Below are 21,208 nucleotides of genomic sequence, written 5' to 3' on the forward strand. Positions count from 1 at the left end.
TGATCCAGGCACAAAGGAGAACACGGTACTGCCCGGTCCATTCGGCGCCAGGAATGTTCGTGCGCACCGGGTTCCGGCGACCCGGTGCCTTCGAAGCCTGAGCCAGGTCAAGTCATCGCGACCAGGGTCCGCCGCTTGCCCGTGAACGGCTCGCGTCCGTGGGCCATCAGCATGTTGTTGATCACCATGATGTCGCCGGGCTGCCACGGGAACGCGTAGCTGACCTCGTCGTACGTCGCCTTGATCGTGGCCAGGTCCGCCTGCGGGATCGGCGAGCCGTCGGCGAAGAACGCGTTGCGGGGCAGGTCCTCCTCGGGGTACAGCTCCAGCAGCGCCTCGCTGACCTCCTCCCCCAGGCTGGAGACGTGGAACAGGTTGGCCTGGTTGAACCACACTGTCGCGCCGGTGTTCGGTTCCGTGACAAAGGACGGACGCACGTGCCGCGTGCGCAGGCCCTCGTCGGTCCACTCGTACGTCTGTCCGTTGCTGGTGCAGTAGTCCGCCACCACCTGGCGGTCGTCGGTCTGGAACGCCTCCTGCCAGGTCAGCCCGAGGCCTTCACGGAACGCTCGTGTGTAGGTGACGCCGCCCGCGAACCGCTCGCGCAGGCCCGTCGGCAGCAGGCGGTACATCGCGCGGCTGTCGGCGATCGGCGTCGCGCCGCCGGTTTCGGCCGCCGTGTCGCACAGGAAGAACAGGCGGGCAGGCCAGTGCGCCGAGTACGAGTTCTCGTTGTGCATCGGGATCGACTCGGCAGGCGGGTACTCCGTCGAGGTGTAGATGTTGCCCGAGACCGCCGACCGCGGCGTCGACCGTTCCGTGTACGTCAGCAGTGCGCCGCCGATCTCCTCGGTGACCTGATTGAACACCGCCAGGTCGGCGGGCATCCCGCGCAGCAGGATCGCGCCGTGCTCGCGCAGCCGGTCCTGCAGTGCTTCGCGGTGCGCGCGCACCCAGTCCAGGCCCGTGGCCGCGTACACGGTGAGCTTCGTGTGTTCGTTGCCCTCGACGTGGTGGGCGCTGTCGAGGTTCGCCGCGAGTTCGGCGGTCATGAGTCCTCCAGTTCGAATCGGATCAGTTTGGCGGCCTCGGCGTGCAGCGCGGCGAGGTCTTCGGTGTCGGCGAACCCCGCGGCGAGCACGTTCACCGCGTAGATCTCCTGGTCGTCGGTGAGCAGCTGGCCGGGGCGCACGATCGTGACGACCTCCAGGACCTCGGGCAGGTCGGCGACCTCGTCGGTGCCCTCGACGCGGACCAGCCGCCCGGTGCCCTCGGCGTAGAAGATCAGGTAGCCCACCGGCACCGGCAGGCCCACACCCCGCGCGGGCGGTGGCGTGCCCAATGCCAGCGACACGGCCTCGGCGATGACGTCGATGCCGGTCGCGAGCTTCAGCAGTACCGGCTGGGCGCCGCCGGCCGGGCGGCCCGCGTTCACCTCGACGATCGTCGGGCCCAGCTCGGCGTCATCGATCAGCTCCAGATGAGCGCAGGTGTTGTCCAGGCCCAGGGCGAGCGCGGCGGCCGTGGCAGCCGCGAACAGCCGTTCGGTGTCCTCTTCGGACAGTTCGAGCGGCGGGCAGACCATGCCCAGCTCAAACTTGCGCTCGTCGATCAGCGGCTTTTCGACCACGGCCACCGGCTCCGCGACGCCGTCGCGCACCAGGACGTCGACCGCGTACTCCGGGCCGCGCAGCAGGCCTTCCACGAGGAACACCTTCACCGGGTCGATCGGCGACGGCCCGCCACCGACGAGCCGGTGGTACCGGGCGTCCTCCGACAGCGGCAACCGCTCGGCCAGCAGCCGGTACGCCGCCGCCAGTTCGTCCACAGTGGACACTGTGCGCACGAGATTGCTCGCCGCGCCGTTCACCGGCTTGATGATCGCCGGGAGCCCGACCGCCGAAGCCACCGATGCCGCCTCGGCAGCCGACGAGATCAGCGCGCAGCGCGGCCCAGGCAACCCGGCCGCGGCCAGCACCTGCCGGACGGCGAACTTGTTGTGCGTCACGGTGAACACCGACGACGGGCAGCGTGCGACGCCGAGCAGTTCGGCCGCGCGGGCGACGCTCGCGATGATCCCCTCGGCGGCGGTCACCACCCCGGCCGGACGGGCGGTCCGCGCCCGGATCGCCTCGGCAACGGCTTCGGCGTCACGGACGTCGTCGACGACGACGAAGCCGTCCACCAGTTCCGTCAGCTGTGCCTGCTCGGCCGGTTCCAGGGGCTGGGTGACCAGCTCGGCCCGCAGACCGGTCGCGTGCACGGCGGCCACGACGTCGGCGATCCACTGCCCTGCGGTCTCCCGGACCACGAACGCGGTGTTCACACGTCCTCCAGTTCCAGCCGGACGAGCTTGCTCGCCTCCGCGTGCAGGGCGGCGAGGTCGTCGTGATCGGCGAACCCGGCCACGACGAGGTTGACCGCGTAAATCTCCTGTTCGTCGGTGAGCACCTGTCCCGGCGAGACGGTGGTGACGACGTCGATCACCTCGGGCAGCTCGGCGATCTCGTCGAGCCCGCCGATGCCGGTCAACCGGCCCGAACCGGCCGCGTAAAGGATCAACATGCCCAGCGGGATCGGCAGTTTCGCGGGTTCCCGCACCGGCGGCGGAGCGCCCACCGCGAGCGCCGCCAGCTCGGCGAACACGTCGATGCCGGTGCGCAGCTTCGCCAGCAGCGGCATGATCGACCCGGCGGGCCTGCCCGCGTTGACCTCGACGATCGTCGGACCGCGGTCGACGTCGTCGATCAGCTCGACGTGGGCGCAGGTGTTGTCGAGACCCAGCGCGCGGACCGCGGCGACCGCCGCCGCGGTGACCAGCTCGGCCCGGTCGGCGGTGAGCCCGGCGGGCGGGCACGACAGCGCCAGCTCGAACTTCCGCTCGTCGATCAACGGCTTGTCGAGGATCTCGACCGGCTCGGCCACGCCGTCGCGGACCAGCACGTCCACCGCGTACTCCGGGCCGCGCAGGAACCCTTCGACGAGGAACGTCGCCGACGGGTCCAGTGTCCCCAGTGGACGGTGGTAGCGCGGATCCGCGGACTCGGGCAGTCGCGCGGCCAGCAGCTCGTACGCGGCCGACAGTTCGTCCACAGTGGACACTGTGCGGACGAGGTTGCTGCCCGCGCCGTTGACCGGTTTGACGATCGCCGGGAGCCCGACCGCCGAAGCCACCGCCGCCGCCTCGTCAGCCGACGAGATCAGCGCGTAAGCGGGCCCTGGCAGCCGGGCCGCGGCGAGGGCCTCCCGGACCGCGAACTTGTTCGCGCACAAGGCGAACACCGACGCCGGGCAGCGCGCCACCCCGAGCAGCTCCGCGGCGCGGGCGGTGCTCGCGATGGCGCCGTCCGAGCCGGTGAAGATGCCGGCCAACGCGCCGCCGTCGATCTCCCGGACCTTCGCCGAGACGGCTTCCGGGTCGTGGACGTCGTCGAGCGCGACGACGTCGTCCACCACGCCCGCCAACGCGGCCCGCTCGGCCGCGTCCATCGGCGGGGCGAGCAGCACCACGCGGTGCCCGGCCGCCCGCATCGACGGCGCGACCTCGCCGACCCAGTGCCCACGGGCCTCCCTGATCAGCACTGCCGTGCTCACGCGGCCTCCTTCCCGGCGAGCTTGCGCTCCCGTTCCTGTGCTCCTACCAGGTCATCGGGCAAGGAATCAGGCACCTCGGTGTCGAACCGGCGCAGCAGCCTCAGCGAGAACCCGCCGACGTTGATCAGCAGCAGGATCAGCGCGAAGACGACATAGGCGAGCCCGATGCCCCGGGTCTCGCCGGTGCCGAGCACGGCGCCCGCCGACCCGGCCAGTGCGCCGCCCGGCGCCAGCAGCGGCGAGAACCAGCCGACGGCCAGCGGCGCCAGCACGGCGAACCCGATCGGCAGCGTCGACCACGTGATCGTCTGGTTGATCGCGAACACCCGGCCGTGGAACCGCTGCGGCACCTTGACCTGCACCAGCGTCGCGTAGATGCCCTGCGACACGGACATCGCGGCGGCGAGGAGGAACACCCCGGCCGCGACGACGATCAGCGACGGCCGCAGGCCCATCACCAGGCTGCCGAGCGCGATCCCGATGTTGCCCACGAGCACGCCGACCATCCGCCGGTGCCGCGGGCCGCCCCACAGGGCCATCCCGATCCCGCCCGCCACCGCGCCGACGGCCTCGGCCAGCGCCACCTGCGCGACGTCGGTGACCGAGCCGAACGACAGCACGAGCGGCGAGACCAGCACCAGCGCGGGTGCGAGGAAGACGTTCGCCAGCGCGAAGTACAGCAGCATCGTGCGGAAGCCGCGGTGGTTCCACGAGTACCGCAGCCCGCCCGCGATCGCCGTCAGCAGCGGCTCGCGCGGGCGCCAGCCCATCATGTCCGGGAACCGCACCAACAGCAGGCCCACGATCGCGAACGCGTAGCTCACCATGTCCAGGATGAGGATGCCGGACAGCTGGATCGTCGCCAGCAGCCCGGCCGCGAGCACCGGCATCAGCAGCTGGGCGAAACCGGTGGACAGCTGGGCGAGGCCCATCGCGTGACCGAGGTACTGCTTCGGCACCAGCTGCGCCACCGACGACTGGTAGGCGATGCGCTGAAACGATGCGGCCACCGACCCGAGCGGGATCAGCACGTAGAACAGCCACAGCTGGACGTGCCCGGTGATCAGCAGCAACGCCAGTACCAGCTGGATCCCGCCGGCGACGCCGCTGGCCGCGATCATGATCCGCCGCCGGTCGCCGCGGTCGACCAGTGCGCCCGCCACCGGCAGGACGAGCACGCCGAACAGCAGCGCGAGCGCCCACAGCAGGCCGAGGTCGGCGACCGAGCCCGTGCGGGTGTAGAGCCAGATCGGCACCGCGAACGATGTCAGCGCCGAGCCGGTCGAGGACACCAGTTGCCCGACCGTGATCGTGAGGAACCGGGCCATGCTCGGCCGCACCGTGGGTTTTTCGTCCACAGTGGACCGATGTGTCTCGTGTATCGCCCAGGCCGCGTCTTCTCCGCGGGCCCGGACGTGGAGCTCGCCGGGATCGTCCAGCGCCGGGTGCACGCGCGTGACGATCTCCGCGAGTTCGTCGGCCCGGTAGCGCAGGAAGAAGTGCCCGGCCCGGTCGAGCACCACGAGTGCGGTGGTGTCGGTGAGGAACTCCCATTCCCGGTACCGCTCGGTGTAGTAGTCGGTGACCGGGTCCTCGGAGCCGACCACCGACACGATCGGCGCGCGCAGCTTGGCCACGCGGGCGTCGAGCAGGCCGCTGAAGTACTCCTCGGCGGCGCGGCTGTCGGCACGCATGTTCGTGATGATCCGATCGGCCTGCGCCGGGTCGAGGTCGTCGGTGTCGACGCCCATGCCCTTGAGCCAGTTCGAGTAGTACCGGTTGCTGCGCAGCTTCTCTAGCCGGGTGCGCAGCGTGCCCACCGGGCCCTTCATACGGGCGAAGGGGAAGATCGCGCCGATGTAGACGACCTCCAGCTCTCGGCCGCGCTCTTCCAGCAGCCGGGCGACGCCGACGGCGAGTGCGTTGCCGACACCGCAGTGGCCGTAGATGGCCAGCGGGCCGTCGACGCGGTCGAGGATCTCGTCGGCCAGCCGCTCGACGAGGTCGTCGAAGGGCAGGGCCTCTTCGGTCAGTCCGACGTCGTGGCCGGGGATGGCGACCGAGTAGAGCGAGTAGCCCTCCGGGAGCGCGTCGGCCAGCGGCTGGTAGACGATCGCGCTGCCGCCGCCGTAGGGGAAGCAGACATACGTCAGCGTCCGCTGTGTCGTTGGCTTGGTCAGCTCGTACAGCAGATGGCGCGGCCGGTCGGCGGTGTCACCGTCCATAAAGGACGCTAGCTCGCGGATCGTGCGATGCTGGAACAGGTCCATCACGCCGACCTGGCCAGCGCCCGCCTTGCCGATCCGCGCCACCACCTGGGTGGCCAGCATCGAGTGGCCGCCGAGGTCGAAGAAGTCGTCGCCGACGCCGAGTTCGTCCACTTTGAGCACGTCCCGCCAGATCTCGGCCAGCAGGATCTCGACCGGGGTCGACGGCGCGACCAGCTCCTTGGTCGCGTCCCGGGACGCGACCGGAGCGGGCAGTGCCTTGCGGTCGAGCTTGCCGTTCGGGGTGAGCGGCAGCTCGTCGAGCGGGACGAACGACGGTGGCACCATGTAGTCCGGGAGGCTCTGCTTGAGCGCCGTCCGCAGCGCGCCGGGGTCGGCGTCGCCGACGACGTACCCGACCAGCCGTTTGTCCCCCGGCGTGTCCTCGCGGACGATCACGGCGGCGTCGCGCACACCCGGCTGGGCGCGCAAGGTCGTCTCGATCTCCCCCAGCTCGATGCGCAGGCCGCGCAGCTTGACCTGGTCGTCGATCCGGCCGAGGAACGCGATCGTCCCGTCCGGGCGCCAGTGCGCGAGGTCGCCGGTTCGGTACATCCGTCCACTGTGGAACGGGTCGGGCACGAACCGCTCGGCCGTCAGCTCCGTACGGTTGTGGTAACCCAGGGCGAGGCCGACACCGGCGATGTGCAGTTCGCCGGGCACGCCGACCGGGCATGGCCGCCCGGCACGGTCGAGGACGTAGATCCGGATGTTCTGGATCGGCGCCCCGATCGGCACCGACGCGACCTCGGCGAGCGCTGCGGGCGTGCAGTGCCAGGCGGTGACGTCGATGGCGGCTTCGGTCGGGCCGTAGAGGTTGTGCAGCTCGCAGTCCGGCAGCCGCCGGACAAACTCGCGGGCCGCGTCGAGCGGCAGCTCCTCACCACTGCACACGACCCGCCGCAGCGCCGTGCAGGTCTCGACACCTTGCTCGGCAAGGAAAAGCGTGAGCATCGACGGCACGAAGTGCGCGGTGGTGATGCCTTCGGACGCGAGCAGCTCACGCAGGTACGCGGCGTCCTTGTGGCCGCCGGGTTCGGCGAGCACGAGCCGCGCGCCGGTGCTCAGCGGCCAGAAGAACTCCCAGACCGAAACGTCGAAACCGGCCGGTGTCTTCTGCAGCACCGAATCGGTGCCGTCGAGGCGGTACGCGCGCTGCATCCAGTCGAGCCGGTTGACGATGCCGCGGTGACCGTTGGGCACGCCCTTCGGCAGGCCGGTCGAGCCCGAGGTGTAGATGACGTACGCCGGGTCGTCCGGTCCGGCGAGCGGCTTGGGCGGGGTGCCCGGCTGCCCGGCGGTCTCGGCAAGGTCGTCCAGGACGACGACGGTCGCTTCACCCGGCGGCAGCGTTTCGCGCAACGCCGCCTGCGTCAGCACGACGGGCGCGGCCGCGTCCCGCAGCATGAACGCCAGCCGGTCGGCCGGGTACTCCGGGTCGAGCGGGACATACGCGCCACCGGCTTTCAGCACGCCGAGAAGTGCGACGACCAGCTCGAACGACCGCTGCGCGAACACCCCGGTGAGCACGCCCGGTCCGACGCCGAGGCCACGAAGCCGGTGCGCGAGCCGGTTGGCCCGCTCATCCAGCTCGCGATAGGTCAGCGATGCGCCGCGGAAGGTCACCGCGGGCGCGTCCGGTGTCCGGGCGGCCTGCTCCTCGACGAGCGCGTGCAGCGTGGTCTGCGGGAACTCGGCCGTCGTGGCGTTCCAGCGCTCCAGGACGAGTTCGCGCTGCCCTGCGTCGAGAATGTCCAATTCGGACAGTCGCCGGCCTGGGTCGGCGACGATCGAGCGCAACAGCGTGACCAGCCGCCCGGCCATCCCGGCGACCGTGTCCGCCGTGAACAGCGCGGTGTTGTACACGAACTTGCCGATCAGCCCGCGTTCGACCTCGATCGCGTGGAACTCGAAGTCGAACCGGGTCGCGGGCAGATCCATCGGCAGCCAGCGGAAGTCCACATCGGACTCCCCGGCCGCGCCCATCCGGCCCATCTCGTAGTTCTGCAGCACGAACATCGCCTGGAACACCGGCGAGCGGCTGACGTCGCGGGGCACGCCGAGCGCGTTCACCAGCCGCTCGAACGGGACGTCGGCGTGGTCGAACGCGTCCAGCACGTGCCGCCGGGTGCGGTCGAGCAGCTCGGCGAACGTCGGGTCGTCCGCCAGCTGAGCACGCAGGGGCAGCATGTTGATGAACATGCCGACCACGCCCTCCAGCTCGGGCAGGCCGCGCCCGGCCGACGACGAGCCGATCGCGAAGTCCTCCTGGCCCGAGTACCGCGCCAGCAGCACCTGGTAGGCGGCCAGCAGGGTCATGAAGAGCGTGACGCCGTGCCCGCGGCTCAGCTCGCCGAGGGCATGGGCGAGGTCGCGCTCGACGAAGAACTCGTGGATCGCGCCGTCGAAGCTCTGCTTGGCGGGCCGAGGCCGGTCGGTGGGCAACTCCAGGGGCTCGACCCCGGTGAGCTGCGCCCGCCAGTGCTCCAGCTGCCGATCGAGTTCGCCACCGGTGAGCGTGCGGCGCTGCCAGTGCGCGAAGTCGCCGTACCCGATGCTCAGCGCGGGCAGCTCGGCCGTGCCGCCGGTGCTCAGGGCGTGGTACCGCGCGGCGAGGTCACGCAGCAGCAGGTCGACCGACCAGCCGTCGCCCACGATGTGGTGCGTGCACAGGACAAGCAGGTGTTCCTCGTCGGACACCCTGGCCAGGGTCGCGCGCAGCAGCGGGCCCGTGGCCAGGTCGAACGTCTCGGCCGCGGCGGCGTCGACGGCGGCACGCGCTGCCTCCTCACTTCCTGCGTCCACTATGGACAAACCGACGGTGACCGATGGTTCGATGTGGACGGTCGGCTGTCCGTCTTCGCCTGCCGGGAACCGCATCCGCAGTGCCTCGTGCCGCACCGGCAGGGTGTCCAAAGCGGACTGAAGCGCGGCGACGTCGAGCCTGCCGGTCAGCCGGATCGGCACCGGGATGTGGTAGGACCCGGTGCCCGGCGCGAACTGCTCCATGAACCAGACGCGTTCCTGCTGATACGACAGCGGGACGACGGCGTCGCCGGGGCGCGGCGTGATGGTCGCGGCCTGCTCCGTGCGCCGTCGCAGCCGCTGTTCGAGCAGGGCGCGGCGCGCGGCCGCGCTGCTGGTTTCGTCGATCGTGGTCATGAGAGCTCGCCTTCGGCCAGCTGGCGCTGGACCTCTTCGTCGCTGAGCTGGTCGAGGTCCTCGGCGAGCCGCCGCTCGATCTCGGCGGCGAGCCCGGCGACGGTGGTGAGAGAGAACAGCCCCCGCACCGGGATGTCGACTTCGACCTGTTTCCGGATCCGGGCCATCGCGCGGATCGCCAGCAGCGAGTTGCCGCCACGGGCGAAGAAGTCGTCGTGCACGCCAAGTTCGCCGACGCCGAGCAGCTCGCCGAGCACCTCGGCGACGAGTTCTTCGGCCGCGGTCCGGGGTGCGACGTATGCCGGCGCTTCGCCAGGTTCGGGATCCGGCAGCGCGGCCCGGTCGAGTTTGCCACTGGCCGCCATCGGCAGCGCGTCGAGCGTCACGAACCGGGTCGGCACCAGGTAGTCCGGCAACGTCTTCCGCAGGGCCTCGGCCGCCCCCACGGTGCTGCCGACGACGTAGCCGACGAGCGTGCCGCCGCGGACCGCCACGGCCGCGTCCCGCACCTCCGGCAGCTCGCGCAGCGCCGCTTCGACCTCGCCGGGCTCGATGCGGTAGCCGCGCAGCTTCACCTGCTCGTCAGTGCGGCCGAGGTAGTCGAGCGTTCCGTCGCGGCGCCAGCGGGCGAGATCGCCGGTCGCGTACATCCGGCCGTACGGACCTTCGGTGAACTTTTCGGCGGTCAGATCCGGCAGCCCGAGGTAGCCGCGGGCAAGCTGCGACCCGGCGACGTACAGCTCGCCTGGGACACCCGGCGGCACCGGCTGCCGCCGCTCGTCGAGGACGTACACGCGGGTGCCGGGCACCGGGCGGCCGATCCGGACCGGTCCGGACGGCAGCTCGTCCCCGGGTTCGATCCGGTGCACGACGCAGCCGACCGTGGCCTCGGTCGGGCCGTACTCGTTGACGACGACCGTGCCGGGGTGCCGCTCCCGCCACGGCTGAACGGTCTCGGCGGTCAGCGCTTCACCACCGAGCACCAGCTCACCCGTCGGGAACAGCTCCTCGGCAAGGACGGCGAGATGCGTCGGGGTCGCCTTGACGAACGTCGGGCGGCCGCCGTCGACCACCGCTCCCCCGGCGGTGAGGGTGCCGAGCAGCGTCGTCACGGTGAGGTCGAACGACGGCGACGTGTGCAGCAACGCCCGTCCGGCCAGGCCGGGGTACGCCTCACGCGCCCACGACAGGTACGTGTCGACGGCCCGGTGCTCGACCTCGACGCCCTTGGGCCGCCCTGTCGAGCCCGACGTGTAGATCACATAGGCGACGTCGCCCGGCCCTGCCGCCGGTTCCGGGTCTTCGGTGGCCGCGGTGGACCACTCGCCCGTGTCGTCGAGGGCCAGCGTCTTGGTGTCCACTGTGGACTCTCCGGTGACCAGTACGAACGGGACACCCGCGTCCGCGAGGATCAGCGCCTGCCGCGGGGCCGGGTTGGCCGGGTCGAGCGGGACGTAGGCCGCGCCGCTCTTCAGCACCCCGAGCACGCCGGTCAGCAGGTCCGCCGAGTTCGGCACACACACGCCGACGACGGTGCCGGGACCGGCACCCAGCTCGCGCAGCCGGTGTGCGACGCGGTTGGCTCGCGCGTTCAGCTCGGCGTAGGTCAGGCGAACCCCGCCGAAGTCGACGGCGGGTGCGTCCGGGGTCCGCCGCACCTGGTCCTCGAACCGGGCGGGCACGGTCATGGCGTCCGAAGTGGACAGTTCCGCCGAGTTCCAGTCGGTCAGGACCAGTTCACGCTCGGCGTCCGACAACAGCGGCAGGTCCGCGACCGACCGGGCCGGATCGGCCAACGCCGAAGTCAGCAGCCGCAGGTACCGCTCGGCCACGGCTTCGGCGGTCTCGCGGTCGAACAGGTCGGTGCGGTAGACGAGCCTGCCGTCCGCGGCGGTCAGGTCGATCGCGATGTCGTCCTTCGCGGTGGCCGAGCGGACCGGCTCCAGCCCCGAGTCGGGCAGGAAGTTGAACCCGAGCTGGTACAGCGTCTGCACGCCGGGGTCGCGCTCGGCCCCGGCCGCCTCGGCGACCGCCTGGAACGGCACCTGACTGTGGTCGATCGCCTCCAGCAGCGTGGTCCGGACCCGGCCGACCAGCTCGGTGAACGTGGGTGCGCCCGAGCAGTCGACGCGCACGGCCATCTGGTTGACGAACATGCCGATCAGGTCGGCCAGCTCGGGCAGGTCGCGGCCGGCGACCGGGACGCCGACGACGACGTCGTCCACTCTGGACAGTCGCGACAGGAGTGCCGCGTAGCCTGCCAGCAGCACCATGAACGGCGACGCCGAGAGCTCCCGGGCCAGCTCGCCGACCCGGTCGATCAGTCCGTCCGGGAGGGCGAAGTCCACCTGGTCACCGGCGAACGTCAGCTCCGCCGGTCGCGGCCGGTCGGTGGGCAGGCCGTGCACCGGCGGCAGCCCGGCGAGCTGCTTCCGCCAGTAGTCCAGCTGTTCGCCCGACGTTTCGAGCTGCCCGCGCTGCCAGGCCGAGTAGTCCGGGTACTGGATGGCCAGCTCGGGCAGCTTCGGCTCGCGGCCCTCGAACACGGCGTCGCACGCCTCGCTCAGCTCGGCCTCCAGTACCAGCACCGAGCCGGCGTCGAACACGGTGTGGTGCACGACGAACGTGAGCACCCACTCGTCGTCGGCCATCCGGCACAGCTGGGCCCGCCACGGCGGCGGCGAGTCGAGCGGGATGGCCCCGCGCACGACGGCGCCGACGAGTTCGGTGAGCCGGTCACCGCGAGCGTCGGCGGGCAGGTCCCGCAGGTCGTGCACCTCGGGCTCGATCGGCACCTCTGCGTGCACCACCTGCGTGAGTGCGCCGCCGTCCATACGGAACGACGTGCGCAGCGCCTCGTGCCGCCCGACGACGACGCCGAGCGCGGTGCGCCACTGCGCGGCGGTCAGCGGTCGGTCCAGCCGGGCCCGGCAGTGCAGGTTGTACACCGGGGACGCCGGGTCGAGCTGGCCGGACAGCCAGATCCGCTCCTGCCCGAACGAGGCCGGGAACGTCCATTCCTTCGTGTCGCTCATGATTTCCTGTTCTCAGTGTCTGGTGGCGGATTAAGACCCGACGGGGTCTCGGCTGCCGGCCTGGCTGGTGTGCGGAGTGGCAGATGGTGTTGTCGTGGCGGGTGGCGTGGGTGAGGCGCTGGTCCCGAGGGTCGGTGAGTGGCGAGCATGTCGCGAAAGCCACTTTCCGGACGTCAGGTGTCGCGAAAGTGGCTTTCGCGACATGCCGAACCACTCACCCGGCCAGCTCCGCCCACAGGCTCAGCGCTCCAGCTTCGGGATGGTGGTCCGGGCGGGTTCGGCCGGCGCCTCGGCCTTGTCGGCGCGCAGCTCCTCGATCCGCTCGACCAGAGTGGCCACTGTGGACGCTTCGAACAGCGTCTTCATCGCCAGCCGCGTGCCGGTGGCCTTGCGCACCTGGGCGATGAGCTGGATGGCGACCAGCGAGTTGCCGCCGAGGGCGAAGAAGTCGTCGTGCACACCGATCTTCTCCACGCCGAGCAGCTCGGTCCACTGGCGGGCGATCTCGGCCTCCAGGTCGGTGCGCGGGGCGACGTAGTCGTCCTTCGACACCGCCACCGGCGCCTCGGCGGGTTCGTCCAATTCCTCGACGCCGACCCGGCGCTCGATCAGCTCCCGCACCGGCAGGGTGCTGATCACCACCTGCCCGCCGAGGCCCGGGGTCAGCGCCCGGACGAACGCCTCGGCGCCGTCCACCGGCCGGATCCCGGTCGACGCTTTGTCCACAGTGGACACAGTGGGCGCCGCAGTCAGGCCGCCGCCGACGGCGTCCTGATCGACCTGGCGCAGCACGAAGTCCTCGATCGTGACGAGCACGCGGCCGCTCTCGTCGCACAGCGAGAGGTCGGCCGCCACCACCTGGTCGCCGCCGGAGTCGCGGTAGCGCAGGTGGCTGCGGAAACTCGCCGGGAGCGCGTCGTGCACGACGATCCGGCCGTAGCTCATCGGCAGGTAGGTGCCGCTCCCCCGGCCGCGGCCGAACGCGGTCGCGACGTCCAGCAGTGCCGGGTGCAGCCCCCACGCGCCGACGTCACCCGCCACCGCCTCGGGAGCCGTGATCGTGGCCAACTCCTCCTGTACGCCGATGCGGTGTTCGCGCAGCGCCGCCCAGCGCGGGCCGAAGGTGACCATGCTGGTGCGGCCGGTGCCGAAACCGTGCCCGTCGTCGATCGGCTCGGTCCGCCCGGTCACCGCCTCGATGTCCACAGTGGACGTCGCTTCGGCCGCGATCCACCCGGCGGATCCGCGCACGTGGGTCCGGTTCGCGCCGGCGACGTGGCTGGTCACGGTGAAGTCGTCGCCGTCGAACTCCACGCGGTACTCCGCGGTGGCGCCGTCCGGGACGCCGAACGGCTCCAGGAACGCGACGTCCCGCAGCTCGACGATGTGCCCGTCACCGGGCTTCGGCAGCGCCGCGGCCACCGCCGCGCGGACGGTCTCCAGATGTCCCGTGCCCGGCACCACCGGCACCCCGGCGATCCGGTGCTCGTCGAGCAGCCAGTGCGTGGCCGCCGAGACGAGCCCGTGCACGCCGTCCTCGGTGCGTGTGGTGAGCACGGGGTGCTCGACCAGGCCGAGCGCCCGCGACCGGGCGGTGCGGATCGTGGTCGGCGCGGCCACCTCCGCGGCCATGCCGACCTCGTCCCAGCCACCCCAGGCATGCGAGACCAGCCGCGCCCGCCAGCCGTGGCCGCCCCGCGCGTAGGCGTCGAGGAAGTTGTTGGCTGCGCAGTAATCGACCTGCCCGATGCCGCCGACCACCGCGGTGATCGACGAGCACAGTGCGACGAAGTCCATCGGCAGGTCGGCGAACGCCTCGGCCAAAGCCAGCGTCCCGGCGATCTTCGGGGCCAGCACGGCCTCGGCCGCGGCCCGCTCCTTCACTTCGGCAACGCCGCCGCCGGGCAGTCCTGCGGCGTGCACGATCCCGTCGAGGCCACCGAACTCGCGCTCGGCCAGCTCACGCACCTCACGCAGGCGCGCCGCGTCGGTGACGTCGGCGGCAACGACGTGCACCACCGCGCCCGCGGCCTCCATCCGCCGCACGGCGAGCATCGTGCGCCCGGCGCGGTCGGTACCGCCGTGCGCGGCGAGATGCGCGTCCCACTCCGCCCGCGGCGGCAGCCCGGTGCGGGCGAGCAGCACGAGCTTCGCCCGCACCCGGCGGGCGAGGTCCTCGGCGAGCGTGATGCCGATACCGCCGGTCCCGCCCGTGATCAGGTACCGGCCGCCGTCACGCAGCACCGGCTCGGCGGCCGAAGGCAGTTCGATCTGGGTGTGGTCCAGCACCCAGCGACGGCCGGAACGCAGCGCGACCTCGGCCGCCGCGTCGGCCGGGCGGAACAGCTCGGCGACGGCATCTTGCGGACGGTCGACATCGATCCGGCGCACCACCGTGCCCGGGACCTCCAGCGGCACCACCCGCGCGATGCCCGCGAGGGTCGCGTGCTCGGGGCGGGTCAGATCGGTGCCGGTGACGTCGGCGGTGCCAGTACTCAGCACGTCGATCCGTACCGGCTCGCCCCACGCCTGTACGAGGTTAAGCACACTGAAGAACCCGTGGTCCTGTGCGGCCATGCCGCGCTCTTCCCCGGCCAGCGTCCAGGCGTGCACGACCCGCTCGGGCCGGGCGGGCAGCGCGGCCACGAGCGCGTCGTAGTCCTCGCGCACCCCGGGCCGGACGGTGAATCCGGTCTCCGTCGCGGCGAACCCGTCGCCTGGACGCACCTCGGTGACCGTCACACCCGCGTCACGCAGCAGGCCGGACAGGACGTCGCCGGCGGCGAAGACGAGCGCGTCCGCGAAGGGCTCGCGTCTCAGATCCGGTTCCGCCTGCCGCCACGCCGGGACCGCGAACCACTCGGACAGGGGCAGCGGACCACTCCGCCGCGCGGGCTGGGTGGCCGTGATCGGGTCCGGGTCGACCCAGTACCGCTTGCGCGCGTACGGGTAGCCGGGCAGCGGTACCCGGTTGCCCGGCGCGCCGAACATCCGCGCCTGGAGGGAAACCCCGTTCGTCCACAAGAGACCGGCCGCGCCATACAGTGTTTCGACGTCGCCGATGCGCTCGGTACGGCCCGGCAGGCTCGGCTGCGGCGCGGGCATGCCCTTCGGGACCTGGCCGCGGGCCAGCCCGGACAGCTGATGACCCGGGCCGCATTCGACGAGCACCCAGCGACCACCGCGCGTGAACAGAGTCTTGACGCAGTCGCCGAACCGGACGGCCTGGCGCAGGTGGGAGGCCCAGTACGCGGGGTCGGTGGCCTGGGCGTCGGTGATCCAGTCACCGGTGACGTTCGACAGGAACGGCAGCTCGGGCGCGACGCGGGCGACGGCGGCGACGGCCTCGGTGAACTCGGCGAGGACCGGGTCCATCATCGGCGAGTGGAACGCGTGCGAGGTCACCAGCTCGCGGCACTGCACACCGCTGGCCTTGAGCGTCGCCGCGAAGTCCGCGACCGCGTCCGACGGCCCGGCCACGACGCACGTGCCGGGCCCGTTCACCCCGGCGACCGCGAGGGTGCCCGGCAGCCGCGAGGCGACGCTCTCCTCGTCGAGCTGGACGGCCAGCATCGCGCCGGCGGGCATCGACTGCATCAGGCGGCCGCGTGTGGCGACCAGGTTCAGCGCGTCCGGCAGGGTGAAGACACCGGCGACGGTGGCGGCGACGTACTCGCCGATCGAGTGGCCGATCATCGCCGCGGGCCGCACACCCCAGCTCTGCCACAGCATCGCCAGCGCGTACTCGACGACGAACAGCGCGGGCTGGGTCACGCGGGTTTCCCGCAGCGCCTGCTCGCCACCGGGTGAGAAGATCAGGTCGCGCAGCTCCGGCAGCTCGGGTTCGAGCAGCCGCAGGCACTCGTCGACGGCCGCGGCGAACACCGGCTCGGCCTCGTACAGCTCGGCGCCCATCCCGGCGTATTGGGAACCCTGGCCGGAGAAGAGGAACGCCACGTTCATCTCCCCGGCCTGTGCGGACACGAGGCGCCGGGTGTCCCGCAGCCCGTCGACCGCGTCCTCGGAGTCACGGGCGACGACGACCGCGCGGTGCGGGTACTCGGTGCGCCCGGCGGCCAGGGTGTGGGCCACGTCGGCGAGGTCGAGGTCGACGTCCCCGGCCAGCCGCTCGGCCAGCCCGTCGACCGCGGCCGAAAGCGCTTCCGCGGTGTTGGCCGACACCCGGAGCAGATGCGCCGGATGCGGCGTCCGGGGCCGCTCGGGGACCGGCGCCTCCTCCAGTACGACGTGCGCGTTGGTGCCGCCGACGCCGAACGAGCTGACGCCCGCCCGCCGCGGCGCCTGGCTCGCCTCCCACTTCGTCACCCCTTGCGCCGGGTAGAACGGGCTCGCCGGGAAGTCGATACCCGGGTTGGGTTCGTGGTAGTTGATGGTCGGCGGGATCAGCCCGTGCTCCATGACGAGCACGGCCTTGATCAGTGACACCACGCCTGCCGCCTGAGACAGGTGACCGATGTTGGACTTCACCGAGCCGATCGCGCACCAGCCGGTGTCCGCGGCCCCATTCCCGTACACAGTGGACAGTGCGGTGATCTCCATCGGATCGCCCAGCGCGGTGCCGGTGCCGTGCGCCTCGACGTAGCCGATGGTGCGCGGGTCGACACCGGCCATGCCGACGGCCTGTGCGACCGCCTCGGTCTGCCCGGCCACGCTGGGCGCGGAGAAGCCGACCTTGGTGGCACCGTCGTTGTTGATCGCGTTGCCCAGTACGACGCCCCGGATGTGGTCGCCGTCCTCGATCGCCTGCGACAGCCGCTTGACCAGCACGACCCCGGCGCCGCTGCTCCAGACCGTGCCGTTGGCGCCCTCGTCGAACGCGCGAACGTGGCCGTCCGGTGAGGTGAAGCCGTCGACGCCCATATAGCCGATGCCGTGCGGCATCTCCAGATTGACCCCGCCTGCCAGCGCCATGTCGCATTCGCCGTTGCGCAGCGCCTCGCAGGCCAGGTGCACCGCGACCAGGGACGTCGAGCAGGCGGTGAACACCGCGAGGCTCGGGCCGCGCAGGTCGAGCTTGTACGACACCGAGGTCGTCAGATAGCTCGGCTGGTTGCCGGTCGAGATGCCGATACCACCGTGCTGCGAGGCCATGATCCGCTCGTTGCGAAGCAGGTTCTCCTTCAGGTAGCCGGTGCCCCCGGACCCGCCGTAGACGCCGATCGCGCCGCTGTAGCGGGCCGGGTCGTAACCGGCGTCGGTCAGCGCGGCATGGCACGACTGGAGGAACAGTCGATGTTGCGGGTCGGTGATCTCGGCCTCGCGACTGGTCATGCCGAACAGCTCGGCGTCGAACTCGTCGAAGCCGTCGACAACGGTGGTGGCGTTCACCCAGCTCGGATCGTCCACAGTGGCCGGTTCGGCGCCGCGGGCGATCATCTCCTCGCGGGTGGCCGGCACGATCGACTCGACGCCGTCGACGAGGTTGCGCCAGAACTGCCGCGCGTCACGCGCGCCGGGCACGCGCACGTCCAGTCCGACGATCGCGATCGGTTCGGCTCCGGGATCGCCGGTGCCGGTTTCGGGGAGGTGGGTCACGGTGGTGCTCCTATCCGAGGCCGGCTGGGCCGGCGGTGCTACGAGGTCTTCTGGTCTGGGTGCGGGCGCGGCGGGCGGCGACGCGCTCGGCGGCGCGGGCCAGCTCCGGGCTGGCGCCGCCGCCGGAGTGCAAGTGCGCGGCGAGGGCGCGGACGGTGGGATGGCTGAACAGGTCGACCATCGGGATCCGGCGGCCGAGCCGGGCGGTGACCTGGGCGTGCACCCGGGCCAAGGCGAGCGAATGTCCGCCCACGTCGAAGAAGTTGTCGGTGTGCCCGACTTCTTCGACGCCGAGGACGTCGCACCAGGCGCGGGCGATCACGGCCTCGGTCGCGGCGAGCGCCGCCGGATCCGCGGCCACCGACGGCGGCCGTTCCCGGGCGCGGGTCGTCGCGTCCGGCGCGGCGGTGCGGACACCCGCCCGCGGCAGCTCCGGCACGGTCGTCCCGACCGGCGCGTCCGGAGCAGCGGCCAGCGCGTCGAGCAGGGCGACGTAGTCCTCGGCGAGCCCGGCCATCCGGGCATGGTCGAACAGGTCCGGGTTGTACAACAGTTCGACGCCGTCGTCGTGGACGTACACCGTGAGGTCGAACGGCGACCCCGGCTTGTCCACCGGCAGCCACGCCGACCGCACGCCAGGCAGGTCCAGCCGCGGCTCGGTGAAGTTCAGGACGTTGAACATCACCTGCACGAGCGGAGCATGCGCGGGATCACGGGGCACGCCGAGCGCCTCGACGAGCCGCTCGACCGGCGCGGCCGGATGTGAGGTCGCGGCGAGGAGTTCCGCACCGCCGCCGCGGACGTGCGTCGCGAAGTCCGCGGCGTCGTCGGCCCGCAACCGCACCGGCACGATGTCCACGAAGAACCCCGCGACCTCCTGGAACTCGGCGAGCCGCCGGTCCGCGACGACCGTGGCGACCAGGTGGTCGGCCGCGCCGGTGAGCCGCCGCAGCAGCTGGCCGAACGCGGCGAGCAGCACCCCGGCACGCGTCGTGCCGGTGCGGGCGGCCAGTGCCATGACCGACTCGCCGGCACCGTCCGGAAAGGACTGACGCAGGCTCGCGCCCCGGTAGGTCTGCACGGCCGGGCGCGGCCGATCCCACGGAATGTCCACTGTGGCCGGTGCACCGGCGAGATGTCCGGTCCACCAGGCGACGTCCACAGCCTCCCGACGTTCGTCGCGTCCGGCCCGCCACACCGCGTAGTCCGCATAGGACGCCACCGGCGGCGGCAGCGGCTCGCCCCGGTAGGCCGCCGACAGGTCGGCGCAAAGCAGGTCCTGCGACCAGCCGTCGAACACCGCGTGATGCAGCGTCAATCCGAGCACGTGCTCCGTCTCGCCGAGCCGGTAGAGCCGCACACGCCAGGGAGCATCGCGGTCGAGGCGCACCGGCGTCGCGGCGTCGGCGGCCAGCCGGGCCCGCAGACCGTCCTCGGTCACCGGCGCCACCGGCAGCGGAACGTCCGACGGCGGCAGGCGATCCACCAGCGGCGCGCCGTCGACGGCCCGGATCCGCCAGCGGAGCACGTCGTGCCGCTCGGTGACCGCACGCAAGGCGTGGCGCAGCGCGTCGACGTCCAGCGCGCCGGTCAGCCGGAACGCCATCGCGATGTTGTACGGCGCGGCGTCCGGGGCGAGCTGGTCGAGGAACCACAGCCGCCGCTGCGGCGGGGACAGCGCGGGCGCGTGCCCGGTGGTCAGCCCCGGCCCGGTCAGCGGCGACGCGGCCGCGACCCGCCGGGTGAGCCCGTCGAGAGTGCCGCCTGCGAAGACGTCCTCCGTGGCGACGTCCGCGGCCAGCTCCGCCCGCAGCGCCGCGACCAGGCGCATCGCAGCGATCGAGTTCCCGCCTGAGGCCAGGAAATCCGTCCCCGCGCCGTCGCCGAGCACTCGCCGCCAGATGGCCGCGACCGCGCGTTCGGCCGGGGTGCCGAGCGGCTCAAGTTCCTGGTGGCCCGCGAGTGCCGCTTCGGCCAGGTCGCGCAGCGCGGGGCGGTCGACCTTGCCGGTGACCGGGTTGACCGGCAGGCGGTCGAGCACCCGGACCACGGCCGGGCGCATCGCCGCGGTGAGCCGGTCCCGGCCGAGTGCGTCCACATCGGACGGTGCGGACGCCGGTGTCAGAAAGGCCACCAGCCGGGTGCCGCCCGGCCCGGGGACCGCCGTCACGGCGGCGTCGTCGACGTCCGGGTGAGTCTTGAGCGCGGCCTCCACCTCGCCCAGCTCGATCCGCTGGCCGCGGACCTTCACCTGGCGGTCGACGCGGCCGGCGAACTCGAGACGACCGTCGGGCAGCTCACGGGCCAGATCGCCGGTGCGGTAGAGCAGCTCCCCCGGCCTGATCGGGTCGTCGACGAACTTCGTGGCGGTCAGCTCCGGGCTGCCGAGGTAGCCGAGCGCGAGGCCAGGACCGCCGATGAGCAGCTCGCCGATCTCGCCGGGCGCGACCGGCCGCAGCTCGGCGTCCACGACGTACGCCCGGTGGTTCGGCGTCGGGCGGCCGAGCGGCAGCGGGTCGGCGGGGATGCCGGTGACCTCGTCGGTGACGACCACGACGGTGGTCTCGGTCGGGCCGTAGGCGTTGAAGAACCGGCGGCCCGGCAGCCAGCGCGCGGCGAGGTCCGCGGGCACCGGCTCGCCACCGCAGGCGATGACGCGCCAGCCGGGAACGGCCGCGGGGTCCACCATGGACAGCAGCGTCGGCGTGACGAAACCCCACTCGACGTCGTGCTCGACGAGGAACCGCCGCAGTCGTTCGGGGTCGGCCCGGTCGGCGGCGCCGGCGAGCTGGACCGATCCGCCGTGTGCCAGCGGGACGAACACGTCCATGGTGAAGGCGTCGAAGGCGGGCGAGGAGATGCCGAGCGCCCGGGCGCCGGGCCGGATCCCGAGGGCGGCGGCGAACCCGGTGACGAACGCGACCACGTTGCGGTGACTGGTCAGCACGCCCTTGGGCCGGCCGGTGGAGCCGGAGGTGTAGAGAAGGTGGACGAGGTCGTCCGGCCCGGCGGGACACTCGGCGGGCCCGTCCGCGGGCGGGGGCACGTCGAGCGTCTCGATGCCTTCCGTGGCACCGAATTCGGCCCGCGCGCGATTGCCGACGACGAGGGAGATCCCGGCGTCCGCGGCGATTTCGGCCAGCCGCGCCTTCGGGCCGCCGGGTTCGAGCGGCACGTAGGCGGCCCCGGACAGCAGCACGCCCACGACGGTCGAGATCAGCTCCGGCCGCCGGTCGGCGCAGACGCCGACGCGGGTGCCGGGCCCGGCATCCCGGGCCCACAGCAGCCGGGCGACGCCGGTCGCCGACGCGACCAGTTCGCGGTAGGTGAGCCGGGCGTCACCCTGCCGGACGGCGACGGCATCAGGAGTGCGCGCGGCCTGGGCGAGGATCAGCCCGGTGATCGTGGTGTCCGGATAGGACAGTGGCGGTCCGTGGCCTCCCACGACGGGCAAGGTGTCGGTCACCGAGAGGTCTCCTGGTCTGAGTGTCTGTCGGTGAACCCGCGTCCGCGATCGACGTCGGCAGGACGCTGCCTGGTCATGCACGTCACGGATGTGGGCAAGGCGCCCTGCCACCGCGATAGCGGGGCCTT

Annotated in this window: 7 protein-coding genes; all 7 read right to left on the bottom strand. The window is 72.1% G+C overall.

Going from position 1 to position 21,208, the window contains the following annotated elements; all coding sequences use genetic code 11:
- Nucleotides 1–107: 107 nt before the first annotated feature.
- Complete coding sequence (locus tag ACLARN_RS15970) at nucleotides 108–1,052, bottom strand: TauD/TfdA family dioxygenase (RefSeq protein WP_409492181.1); 945 nt, start codon at nucleotides 1,050–1,052, stop codon at nucleotides 108–110.
- Nucleotides 1,049–2,326, bottom strand: coding sequence for an ATP-grasp domain-containing protein (locus tag ACLARN_RS15975; protein WP_409492182.1), 1,278 nt, complete (start codon nucleotides 2,324–2,326; stop codon nucleotides 1,049–1,051). The genes ACLARN_RS15970 and ACLARN_RS15975 overlap by 4 nt, the downstream gene beginning before the upstream one ends.
- On the bottom strand, nucleotides 2,323–3,594 hold the full coding sequence (locus ACLARN_RS15980; protein WP_409492183.1) for an ATP-grasp domain-containing protein: 1,272 nt from the start codon (nucleotides 3,592–3,594) through the stop codon (nucleotides 2,323–2,325). Before ACLARN_RS15980 ends, ACLARN_RS15975 begins: the two co-directional genes overlap by 4 nt.
- Nucleotides 3,591–9,023, bottom strand: coding sequence for an amino acid adenylation domain-containing protein (locus ACLARN_RS15985; RefSeq protein ID WP_409492184.1), 5,433 nt, complete (start codon nucleotides 9,021–9,023; stop codon nucleotides 3,591–3,593). The genes ACLARN_RS15980 and ACLARN_RS15985 overlap by 4 nt, the downstream gene beginning before the upstream one ends.
- Entirely contained in the window at nucleotides 9,020–12,058 is a 3,039-nt protein-coding gene (locus ACLARN_RS15990) for a non-ribosomal peptide synthetase (RefSeq protein WP_409492185.1), read from the bottom strand. The genes ACLARN_RS15985 and ACLARN_RS15990 overlap by 4 nt, the downstream gene beginning before the upstream one ends.
- A gap of 240 nt (nucleotides 12,059–12,298) precedes the next feature.
- A complete protein-coding gene (locus ACLARN_RS15995) occupies nucleotides 12,299–17,614 on the bottom strand; it encodes an SDR family NAD(P)-dependent oxidoreductase (protein ID WP_409492186.1) in 5,316 nt (1,771 codons plus the stop codon).
- A gap of 10 nt (nucleotides 17,615–17,624) precedes the next feature.
- Nucleotides 17,625–21,080 carry an amino acid adenylation domain-containing protein gene (locus ACLARN_RS16000; protein ID WP_409492187.1) on the bottom strand — a complete coding sequence of 1,152 codons (3,456 nt, stop codon included), beginning with the start codon at nucleotides 21,078–21,080 and terminating at the stop codon, nucleotides 17,625–17,627.
- Nucleotides 21,081–21,208: the final 128 nt, after the last annotated feature.

The organism is Amycolatopsis sp. cmx-11-12, from assembly GCF_046269425.1.
Lineage (GTDB): Bacteria > Actinomycetota > Actinomycetes > Mycobacteriales > Pseudonocardiaceae > Amycolatopsis.

Excerpts from the sequence above, each read along its gene's own strand:
- ACLARN_RS15970 (WP_409492181.1), bottom strand. The coding sequence starts at position 1,052 with ATGACCGCCGAACTCGCGGCGAACCTCGACAGCGCCCACCACGTCGAG.
- ACLARN_RS15985 (WP_409492184.1), bottom strand. The coding sequence starts at position 9,023 with ATGACCACGATCGACGAAACCAGCAGCGCGGCCGCGCGCCGCGCCCTG.
- ACLARN_RS15990 (WP_409492185.1), bottom strand. The coding sequence starts at position 12,058 with ATGAGCGACACGAAGGAATGGACGTTCCCGGCCTCGTTCGGGCAGGAG.